Origin of the sequence: Allobosea spartocytisi (assembly GCF_014764685.1) — a bacterium.
Taxonomy (GTDB): Bacteria; Pseudomonadota; Alphaproteobacteria; order Rhizobiales; family Beijerinckiaceae; genus Allobosea; species Allobosea spartocytisi.
In genome coordinates this window covers 208,054-218,891 of the sequence record NZ_JACXWY010000009.1, presented here as the reverse complement: position 1 = coordinate 218,891, position 10,838 = coordinate 208,054, and the positions used below count along the sequence as shown (strand labels likewise).

Below are 10,838 nucleotides of genomic sequence, written 5' to 3'. Positions count from 1 at the left end.
AAGCGCCAGACCATCCAGACAAGACGCTTGCAGCACCACCTGCAAGCCGCATAGCCTTAAACCCAGATGAGCCAGAGCCTCCCTTCCTGAGGCCCGAAATCAGTCTCAAATCATCTGACGACGGACAGGGCTGGAGCGCGACATTTCGGCTCTCAAACGTGGGCTTGAAGGGCAATTCCGCTTAGGCCTCCTGTCGAGTGCGTCGGTGGTGGCGCCGATCCTCAGCTTGGCCCTCGCTGAAAGGATGCCTCTTCTTGAACAATCCATTCGCGCGACCCAGCTCTCGTCGCTGACCAAAGCCTTGCTGGCGCATGAAATAGACATGGCGCTGGTCTATCTCGAAGACGTAACAGAGGAGGACTTCGATACTCACCTTCTATACCGAGAGCAGATCGTCATATTCCAAGCGACCAGAGACCCGTTGCCGCGACAGGTCTCATGGGATGATGTCGCAAATCTGCCCCAGTGCATCTTGGACTGCGCGCTACCCAAAGCCGCGCACTCCAGACTCGGGCACTGTGCCGCAAAGACGATCAGGACCAACAATGTCGATGTTCTCACCGCCCATATAGCGAGTGGGCGATATGCCACCGTCCTTCCGCAATCCCTCGCAACCTATTTTGCTCGGATTCCCGACATTCGGGCGGTTGAAGTCACAGGTGAAGGCACGGATGCCGCTGTTGGGTTGGCTACGATCAGAAATGAGCTGAAATCGACGCCTTCGACCGCACTTTTGGAGATAGTCCGCTCTCCCGAAACAATCGCCGCGATACAGGATGCTTTGGACCTGTATCGCCAGTTTCAACCCGATGGGAGCTGACCGACCGTTCATGCCGTGGCAACGCGGCATGAACGGTCCCGCGACCCGCTATTCCACGTAGATCATTTTCTTGGTCATCCCGCCGTCGACCACAAGCGTTTGCCCCGTAACAAAGCCGGCCGACGCCAGATATAGAACGGCCTCGGCAATGTCCTGGGGACGACCGACCCGGCCCACCGGATGCTGCGCCTCGTCCTCGGCGCGCAGATTTGTTTCGTTCGTGATCCAACCAGGTGCGATTGTATTGACCCGAATTTTTGGGCCAAGTTGCACAGCTAGCGCCTGCGCGAGTGCCACCATGCCACCCTTTGCAGCGGCATAGGCAAAGTCGACGCCTTCCGACATCAACGCGCGCGTGGAAGCCATCATGACAATTGAACCACCGCCGGTGAGTAGGGGCGATGCCGCTCGCGACATCAAAAAGGCCCCTGTCAGATGGCTACCGATAGTGTTGTTCCACTGTTCGAGTGAGGTGTCCCCGAGCTGCATGAATGTGTCGTAAACAAGCCCGCCATTGTTGACGAGCAAGTCTAGTTGATCCCAGCCAAGGGTGCGGAAAGCTTCGGTTACAGATTTTTCGCTCGAAAGATCGCAATAAATCTGCTGACCGATTGCCCCCTCCTTCAGATCAAACGATGCGACTTCCCATCCATCACTCAACAAGGCGGAGCATATCTCCTGACCGATCAGCCCAGACCCTCCTGTTACAATCGCGCGCTTCATAAGGACTCCTTTCTGTCTAGGAATGATAACTAGACTGGCCGCGTTCCGCCAACACAACTAATGCCGGATGAGTGTGCGTGGAAGGCGCCTCGATGAACTTTAACTGCTCCTTCTCTTCGACAGGCATTATGTCGCTACGTTTGTGATATGTTATATCGTATTGTTTTGACGCAGCCGCCATCATCTCGCGGCGTGTTCATAGAAATTTCTGATCCTGGGATAGAATCTTCGAGTTTGCCGCGACGAAGAAGCGAGGGCATCCTGCTTCTACGGTAATGATGAGCCACTCAACGGCGTTATTGTGCTGTGTCGAAGTTATTCGGCTCGGCAGATTGAGGCGCGTCAAATTTTATTCTCATCAATGCTTAGGGGGCACTGAAAAGAACGTAGGAGATATCTGATGGCTACCGGCAACCGGATCGTAACCTTCGAGAAACCGATGGAAATGAAGGTCAACACCTTCAAATTCCCGGAGCTGATTACCCCGCAGGGCAAGAGGGCACCGCACGGCGCCATTCTCAAGATCGTCACCACGAACATCTGCGGCAGCGACCTCCATATCTATAGAGGGTCGTTCGAAGTCCCCAAGGGAATGACGATGGGCCATGAGATGACCGGCGAGGTGATCGAGGTCGGCTCTGATGTCGAGTATATCAAGGTCGGCGACATCGTATCTGTCCCCTTCAACGTGGGCTGCGGGCGCTGCTACAACTGCAAGCACATGCGCTCGGAGGTGTGCGAAAACACCAATCCCGAAGTCGATTGCGGAGCCTATGGCTTCAACCTGGGCGGTTGGACCGGTGGGCAAGGGGACTACCTGTTCGTCCCCTATGCGGATTTCAACCTACTGGCCTTCCCTGACAAGGACGCGGCCATGGAGAAGATCCGTGATCTGACGCTGCTGTCGGACGTGCTGCCGACCGCGTTCCATGGTTTCGCCGCACCCGACTGGCCGGCGCAGCCCTCCTATATCGTCGGTGAGAATGTGCTGATCTTCGGCGCGGGGCCTGTCGGTCGTGCGGGTGCTGCTTGCGCGCGACTGCTGGGCGCAGGCGCCATTATCGTCGCCGACTTCATTCAGGAGCGGCTCGACCTGCTCAAGCCGCACGGGATCGAAACCATCAACCTGTCGGACGGGACGCCGATCGAGGACCACCTCGAACGCATCACCGGCAAGCGTCAGGTCGATCGCGTAATCGACTATGTGGGGCTGGACTGTCGAGGCTTCGGGCCGGATTCCGACAAGATCGTCGAGAATGCCGTGACCAACGCGCTCCTGAAATATGTCCGTTTCGGTGGGATGACCAGCACGGTCGGCGTTTACTGCCCCAATCCGATCTCCAAAGATCCGCTCAGCAAAAAAGGCAGCATGGAAGTCGATTGGGCCAGTGGCTGGATCAAGTCGCCGCGCATGTCGGCGGGTCAGTCGCCGACCGCGAATTACAACCATGCCCTCATGCGGGCGATCCTGAATGATCGGATGCCCTATCTGACCCCGATGATGAATATCAAGTTCATCGCCCTGGAGGATGCCCCGGCGGCCTACAAGGAGTTCGATGACGGATCTGCATTCAAGTACGTCATCGATCCCCATGGCTCGGTGAAGCACTGATCCTCACAACCGGAATGTCTCACGATCATGATCGGGGGGCATTCCGGTTTCGCAGGACGGCTTGACGCAAGAATGCCAATCTTGGCTTGCCAATCGCGCACGCCGCCAGATCGACGAGCCAAACCATTCCGGACCGCACTATCGGCCAGCTACTGCGGTTTTCCGAGTCTCTAACCTCCCTTCACTCCCTGGCAATCCTTGATTTGGACATCCTCTTGCATACTGCATGGGAGTATACTAGGTGTACTCCCATGCAGTATATGCGGCCCACGAATCGACATGTCACAACAGGCATGGCCGCTGGCAGCCCGCTTCAACCCACGAGGAGAATCCAAAGATGAAATCTCGCGCCGCTGTTGCCTTCGAGGCAGGCAAGCCACTCGAAATCGTCGAGATCGACGTCGCCCCGCCCCAGAAGGGTGAAGTGCTCATCAAGGTTACGCATACCGGGGTGTGCCACACCGATGCTTTCACGCTGTCCGGCAATGATCCGGAGGGCATCTTTCCGGTCGTTCTCGGCCACGAGGGCGCGGGCATCGTCGTCGAGGTCGGCGAGGGCGTCACCAGCGTCAAGCCGGGGGATCACGTCATTCCGCTCTACACGGCCGAATGCGGCAAGTGCGAGTTCTGCACGTCCGGCAAGACCAATCTGTGCGTCGCGGTTCGCGAAACGCAGGGCAAGGGCTTGATGCCGGATGGCACCACGCGCTTTTCGTACAATGGCCAGCCTCTATACCACTATATGGGCTGCTCGACATTCAGCGAATATACGGTCGTTGCCGAAGTCTCGCTCGCCAAGATCAATCCCGAAGCGAATCCCGAGCATGTCTGCCTTCTCGGCTGCGGTGTCACCACCGGCATCGGCGCGGTCCACAACACCGCCAAGGTTCAGCCGGGAGACTCCGTTGCCATATTTGGCCTGGGCGGCATCGGTCTCGCAGCGGTCCAGGGCGCGCGTCAGGCCAAGGCGGGCCGCATCATCGCGATCGACACCAATCCGTCCAAGTTCGAGCTGGCCCGCCAGTTCGGCGCGACCGACTGCATCAACCCCAAGGATCATGACAAGCCGATCCAACAGGTGCTGATCGAGATGACGGGCTGGGGCATCGATCACACCTTCGAGTGCATCGGCAACGTCCACGTCATGCGCGCGGCGCTGGAAGCCGCGCATCGTGGCTGGGGCCAGTCGATCGTCATCGGCGTCGCCGGGGCCGGACAGGAGATTTCGACGCGGCCGTTCCAGCTCGTCACCGGCCGCGTCTGGAAGGGGTCGGCCTTCGGCGGCGTCAAGGGACGGACCCAGCTTCCCGGCATGGTCGAAGACGCCATGAGAGGCGACATCGATCTGGCTCCCTTCGTCACCCACACCATGGGTCTGGAGGAAATCAACGAAGCGTTCGACCTGATGCACGAAGGCAAGTCGATCCGCACCGTGATCCACTACTGATCCGACAAATCAAGTCTGTTAACTTCAATAACTAACCTCAAGGAAGAATATCATGGCTGACCCCGTTATCTCCGGCAACGGCGTGTTCTCGCACGTCTTCATCGGCGCTGCCGACGTCGAGCAGTCGGCAGCGTTCTACGACGCCGCTTTGGGCGCTCTGGGCATCAACAACCTCGGCCCCTTCGGCAATGGTTGGGTGCTGTACGGTCGCGAAAAGCCCGCTTTCATCATTGCCCGCCCCGGTAATGGCGAAGCGCCCTCCAGCAATGGCGTGACGGTCGGCTTTGCTGCCGCGACGCCCGCCGAAGTGGATGCTTTCCACGCCGCCGGCCTCGCTGCTGGTGGCACTGACGAAGGCCAGCCTGGCCCCCGTGGCCACCTGCCGGGTGCCTATGCTGCCTATCTGCGCGATCCGGCGGGCAACAAGGTCTGCTCCTACACCTTCATCTAAGGCCGGAAGGTGATGGCGATACCCGCAACCCTATGACTGGCTGTCGCCGGCGCTGAAACAGCCGCCGGCGCTTCCCCCGCACAACAGCCATGAACAGGAGCCTATCGGCACACCGTCCACCAACCGTCGAAGCAAGGAAACAAAAATGGAACGTGTCGAACATCACGCCAGCTTCGGCGGTTGGCAGGACGTCTATCAGCATGACTCGATCAGCCTGGGTTGTCCGATGAAGGTCGGCGTCTATCTGCCTCCCCAGGTCAAGGACGGTCGCGTGCCGGTGCTGTATTGGCTGTCCGGCCTGACCTGCACCGAGCAGAATTTCATCACCAAGTCCGGCGCGCAGCGTTTCGCGGCGGAGCATGGGATCATGATCGTCACGCCGGACACCAGCCCACGAGGCGAAAGCGTGGCAGACGATCCCAGCTATGATCTTGGGCATGGCGCAGGCTTCTACGTCAATGCGACGCAGCAGCCCTGGGCTGCCAATTACCGCATGTATGATTACGTCGTCGAGGAATTACCGGCACTGATCGAAGCCACATTTCCGGCCGATGACCGTCGCGCGATTGCGGGGCATTCCATGGGCGGACATGGCGCACTCGTCGCGGCACTGCGCAATCCCGGACGCTATCGCAGCGTATCGGCTTTTTCGCCAATCGTCGCGCCGAGCCAGGCGCCTTGGGGCGAGCGCGCTTTCACGGCATATCTCGGCGATGACCGTTCTGCGTGGGAGCAATATGATACCATCGAACTCATCAAGACCGTCCGAGAGCGCCTGCCGCTGCTGATCGATCAGGGTCTTGATGACGAGTTTGCAGATCGTGAGTTGCGTCCGAGTCTCCTGCAAGCAGCGTGCGAGGCAGCGGAACATCCGCTGATCCTCCGTCAGAGGCCCGGATACGACCACAGCTACTATTTCATCGCGAGTTTCATCGACGAGCATATGGCCCATCATGCAGCGGCGCTGTTCCAATGACCGCGCCAGCATCTTCGCCCATGCGCGAAACCGCATCGGGCCTTGAGACCGCCTCAGGTCGCCATCGTGTGGTGGTCGTGGGGGCAGGCTTCGGTGGGCTGGAGGTTGTGCAGAGGCTCGCCGGAAGCGGTGTCGCCGTCACCCTTGTCGACCGCCGCAACCATCACCTTTTCCAGCCGCTGCTCTATCAGGTCGCAGGCGCTTCGCTGTCGCCGTCAGACATCGCATGGCCGATCCGCGCGCTCTTCCGCAAGCGCAGGGACGTGCGCACCTTGCTCGGTGAGGTCCGGCATGTCGATACGGACGAGCGGCACGTCCTCCTGGAGGACGGCCCGGCGCTTGCCTACGACACGCTCGTCATCGCGACGGGGGCGACGCATTCCTATTTCGGCCATGACGAATGGGAGCCTTTCGCGCCCGGCCTGAAATCGCTCGAAGACGCGACGACCATCCGTCGCCGTGTCCTGCTGGCTTTCGAGGAAGCCGAGCGCGAAACTGACACCGCCCGGCGAGCCGCCTTGCAGACTTTCGTCATCATCGGAGGCGGACCAAGCGGCGTGGAGCTTGCTGGCACGATAGCGGAACTCGCCCATCGGACGCTCGCGCACGATTTTCGCATCATCGACCCTGATGCGACGCGCGTGGTGCTGATCGAGGCGGGGCAACGCCTCCTGTCGGTCTTCCCGGAGGATATGTCCGCCTATACGCGCCAGGCGCTGGAAAAGCTGGGTGTCGAGGTCAGGCTCGGCATGCCGGTTACGGACTGCTCGTCCGATGGCGTCATTGTCGATGGTGCGCTTGTCCCCGCTCAGACGATCCTGTGGGCGGCTGGCGTGCAGGCATCACCGGCTGCGCGCTGGCTGAATGCGGAAGCTGATCGCGCCGGGCGTGTCATCGTCGGACCTGACCTGACAGTGCCCGGCCAGCGCGACATTTTCGTGATTGGCGACACCGCGGCTGCTACCGGCCCGGACGGAAAGCCCGTCCCCGGCCTCGCTCCCGCGGCCAAGCAGGCAGGGCAATATGTGGCGCGGCTGATCCGTCAGCGGATGCGGGGCTCTAAGACCACCACGCCTTTCCGCTATCGGCATCAGGGCAATCTGGCGACGATAGGCAGCCGTCTTGCCGTCGTCGACATGGGGCGGATCCGGCTGCGCGGCACACTGGCATGGTGGATGTGGAAGCTCATTCACATCTACTTCCTGATCGGGGTGCAGAATCGTCTTAGCGTTGCGCTAAGCTGGTTGTGGACGCATGGTATGGGATATCGTGGTTCCCGGCTGATTACTTATAACAACTACGATGGTTACGGCGCCGCAAAGAAGAATGACAAGGAAGGACCGTCAGTTGAGTGAAGGAGGCGCCACACCGCTTGGCAGTTCTACAGTCTATGGTATGCCAGTCTTGGGTAGCAGGAAGATTGCCCTAGATGAGCTTCATGCCCGCCCGTTTCCCTTGGTAGAAGCTCCGCGCGCCTTGGTGCAACTTGCCTTCATGAACGAAGGCAATCTGGCGAAGGATCGCGAAACCCTGGCCGAACTATCGAGCCGGGTGGGCGCCTCACTACCGGATCAGAGCACTCCCCTTCACGGCCTGACATTCGAGCAGGGCGATCTGCATCGCGAGAAGCACACTGAGTTCTTCACCTACCTGTGGTGCGCACCTCTTGACCCTGAGACCGGGAATCCGGTGGGTCTCGATCCCTTCAAACATGGCTTCATCCCGCCTGGGCCGATCGTATCGGGTATCCGTCTGGATGTCGTGACCTGGACTGAGGAGAGTGCGCAGTCTTACATAGATCGCTTCGATCCGGTCAGCCGCTGCCACTCGCTTGTCGAGGATGGCATGGCCGATATCATTACCGATTTCCGTCAGGACAGCGATGGCCTGACGCGAATTGTCATTCTGGATCGGGGGCTAACGCCAATACGGCTTGGCGCCCTGGCCCAACGGCTTCTCGAAATCGAAACCTATAGGACGCTTGCCCTTCTCAGCATCCCGATGACCCAACAGCTTGGACCGCATCTGCGGGAGATCGAGAAGCGACTTGCCGCCATCACCGACGAGATGCGCCAGTCCGCGCGCCGCAACAGCGAGGAGCTGCTGTCCAGCTTGACGGACCTGTCGGCAACGCTTGAGGCCGACACGGCGTCGAGCCTCTACCGCTTTGGCGCCAGCCGCGCCTATTATGAAATCGTCGAGGAACGGCTGACCGCACTCGGCGAGACTTTCGTCCCCGGCTGCTATCGTTGGCGCAGTTTCCTACATCGCAGGATTGCTCCGGCAATGCGAACCTGCCGTTCTATTGAAGAGCGTCAGGCCAACCTGTCCGACAAGCTGGCGCGCGCAACGACGCTGCTTCGATCCTGGATCGATGTGCAACTCGAACGACAGAACAGCGATCTGCTGGCCTCCATGAACAATAGGGCGAGGCTGCAACTGCGGCTTCAGCAGACCGTAGAAGGTCTGTCTGTCGCGGCAATTTCCTACTATGTCATTGGACTATTGTCCTATCTCATAAAGGGCCTCCCAGGGTACCACGATATCGTTTCACCCGAACTGGTAATTTCTGCCCTCGTTCCCGTGGTCCTGCTCGCGATATGGTGGACCGTTCGGCGGATCAGGAACTCTCATAGCGACCCTGGGCTTCCGGATCGGAGGGATCGAACATGACCCGACAACCTAATTCGGGTGCGAAAGGCGCTCACGAAGCATGCCTCGCCTCCAAAGACCGGATTGCCGGAGCCTACCGGTATTTAGGTTCTAATGGCAGTAATGCCGGGAAGATATTCACCATGAAACGACGCTTGCAGGAGGGTTTCTAATGTCTACCGGCGTTTTCATTTTGCACTCTCAATATACCCCCTCGGGCGATCAGCCCGAAGCCATCGCACGGCTGATCTCAGGCATCGAAGAGGGGGCGCATCATCAGACCCTGAAGGGGATCACCGGATCGGGCAAGACCTTCACAATGGCCAATGTGATTCATCGCCTGAAGCGGCCCACCCTGATCCTGGCGCCGAACAAGACGCTGACCGCGCAGCTTTATGACGAAATGAAACAGTTCTTCCCTGAGAACGCGGTGGAGTATTTCGTTTCATACTATGACTACTTCCAGCCGGAAGTATATCTGCCGGGTAGTGATCGGTTCATCCCGAAAGATTCCGCGATCAACGACCATCTGGAGCGCCTGCGCCTGTCCACGACGAAATCGCTCATCGAGCGTCGAGACACCATCGTCGTCGCTTCGGTGTCGTCCATCTACGGAATGGGCGATCCCGACGATTATCGGGCATTGCAGGTTCCGCTCTCGCCGGGCGCGAGGTTGAGCCTGAACGAGCTTCTTCATGGCTTTGCCCGATTGCAGTATGATCGTACCGAGCACAAGCTGAAGCGTGGAACCTATCGCGTTACCGGCGATATGGTCGAGGTCTTTCCAGCGGATTCGGAATACAAGGCCATTCGTCTCAGGTTGTCGAATGGCGTGATCGAGACCCTTGACTGGATCGACGCAGCTACCGGACAACAACTGGAGAGCATCGCTCACTATCTTGTCTCGCCGAAGACGGTTCTGGCAGCCTCGGCAAGCCAGGTGGAAACCGCCGCCACGGCGATCCTTGAAGAGATGGAAAGGCGTGTTGCTCAGTTAAACAGCGAAAACCGCCATGTGGAAGCGGAACGCCTATATGAGCGGATTACGAACGACGCCGAAATGCTGCGGCAGGTCGGATACTGCTCGGGCATGGAAAACTACGCCTGCTATCTGAGTGGCCGCGATCCCTCCCTTCCTCCGATCACCTTGCTCGACTACCTCCCGAAGGATGGCCTTCTGTTCGTCGATGAATCCCATGTGATGATTCCGCAGATCTCGGCCATGTATAGCGGCGATCAGAGTCGCAAGGACACGTTGATCGAGTTCGGCTTCCGTCTGCCGTCCTCCAAGAACAATCATCCTCTGAGCTTCAGGCAGTTCGAGGCCATGAAGCCGCAGACGATCTTCGTTTCCGCAACCCCTGCCGCATATGAGCTGAATATTTCGCAGGATCGCGTCGTTGACCAGATCGTGAGACCCACCGGCCTGCTGGACCCTGAAGTCGAAGTCCGTCCCTGCGAGGGAGACATCGACGATCTGCTGCGCGAGATTACCGAGCGTGCGGCCAGAAACGAGCGGGTGCTGGTGACGACGCTCACGAAGGTCGCCACGGAAAATCTTCATGCCTTCCTTGAAAGCAAGGGCGTTCGGGCGCGGTATCTGCACTCCGATATTAAGACGGAAGACCGGATTGAGATCATAAACGGCCTTCGCGCCGGCGAGTTTGATGTCCTGATCGGTATAAGTCTCTTGCGCGAGGGACTGGATATTCCCGAGGCATCCCTGATCGCGATTCTCAACGCAGATCGCGCGGGCTTCCTACGAACGGCGCCGACTCTGATTCAGATGATCGGCAGAGCCGCCAGGAACGTCAACGGGAAGGCAATCCTTTACGCTGATGTGGTGACACCGGCAATGAAACAGGCAATGGATGAAACAATCGATCGAAGGCAGCGTCAGATTGCCTTTAACGAAGAGCATGGCGTCACCCCCTCTTCATCCATCCGAAAAATCGCCTCCGAGCAATCTCCGGCGTCCGAACCTTCAGTTCACTCGGAAGCGTTCTGTGCCAACCTCTCGGAGCTTTGTAATCGGATCGGCGAGGCAGAGCATCGTCTGCTGTCGGCCGTCGACACCGGCGACGACGCACTGGCGGAAGACATTCGCCTTCGCCTGGACAAGCTATATGGCCAGTTTATCTATCTATGATCACATTA

At 58.9% G+C, this 10,838-nt stretch carries 9 protein-coding genes; 8 read left to right on the top strand and 1 reads right to left on the bottom strand.

The window, feature by feature from the left end:
• Positions 1 to 130 precede the first annotated feature (130 nt).
• On the top strand, positions 131 to 820 hold the full coding sequence (locus IED13_RS16415) for a LysR family transcriptional regulator substrate-binding protein (protein WP_263858888.1): 690 nt from the start codon (positions 131 to 133) through the stop codon (positions 818 to 820).
• 48 nt (positions 821 to 868) lie between these two features.
• Here the strand turns inward: IED13_RS16415 and IED13_RS16410 are convergent, their stop codons facing one another.
• Positions 869 to 1,543, bottom strand: a complete 675-nt coding sequence (locus IED13_RS16410) for an SDR family NAD(P)-dependent oxidoreductase (RefSeq protein ID WP_103025177.1) — start codon at positions 1,541 to 1,543, stop codon at positions 869 to 871.
• A gap of 400 nt (positions 1,544 to 1,943) precedes the next feature.
• On the opposite strand from IED13_RS16410, the gene IED13_RS16405 reads away from it, so the two are divergent.
• From IED13_RS16405 to uvrB, 7 genes are all read left to right on the top strand, one after another.
• Positions 1,944 to 3,155, top strand: coding sequence for a glutathione-independent formaldehyde dehydrogenase (locus tag IED13_RS16405; protein WP_229825135.1), 1,212 nt, complete (start codon positions 1,944 to 1,946; stop codon positions 3,153 to 3,155).
• Between the two features lie 337 nt (positions 3,156 to 3,492).
• Positions 3,493 to 4,602, top strand: coding sequence for an S-(hydroxymethyl)glutathione dehydrogenase/class III alcohol dehydrogenase (locus IED13_RS16400; protein ID WP_103025179.1), 1,110 nt, complete (start codon positions 3,493 to 3,495; stop codon positions 4,600 to 4,602).
• A gap of 52 nt (positions 4,603 to 4,654) precedes the next feature.
• Complete coding sequence (locus tag IED13_RS16395) at positions 4,655 to 5,053, top strand: VOC family protein (protein ID WP_103025180.1); 399 nt, start codon at positions 4,655 to 4,657, stop codon at positions 5,051 to 5,053.
• Between the two features lie 145 nt (positions 5,054 to 5,198).
• A complete protein-coding gene (gene fghA, locus IED13_RS16390; protein WP_103025181.1) occupies positions 5,199 to 6,029 on the top strand; it encodes an S-formylglutathione hydrolase in 831 nt (276 codons plus the stop codon).
• A 20-nt stretch (positions 6,030 to 6,049) separates the two neighbouring features.
• Positions 6,050 to 7,384, top strand: coding sequence for an NAD(P)/FAD-dependent oxidoreductase (locus IED13_RS16385; protein ID WP_103025204.1), 1,335 nt, complete (start codon positions 6,050 to 6,052; stop codon positions 7,382 to 7,384).
• Positions 7,356 to 8,702 carry a DUF3422 family protein gene (locus tag IED13_RS16380; protein ID WP_229825136.1) on the top strand — a complete coding sequence of 449 codons (1,347 nt, stop codon included), beginning with the start codon at positions 7,356 to 7,358 and terminating at the stop codon, positions 8,700 to 8,702. The genes IED13_RS16385 and IED13_RS16380 overlap by 29 nt, the downstream gene beginning before the upstream one ends.
• Positions 8,703 to 8,853: 151 nt before the next feature.
• Positions 8,854 to 10,830 carry an excinuclease ABC subunit UvrB gene (uvrB, locus tag IED13_RS16375; protein WP_030541533.1) on the top strand — a complete coding sequence of 659 codons (1,977 nt, stop codon included), beginning with the start codon at positions 8,854 to 8,856 and terminating at the stop codon, positions 10,828 to 10,830.
• The last annotated feature ends 8 nt before the right edge of the window (positions 10,831 to 10,838 follow it).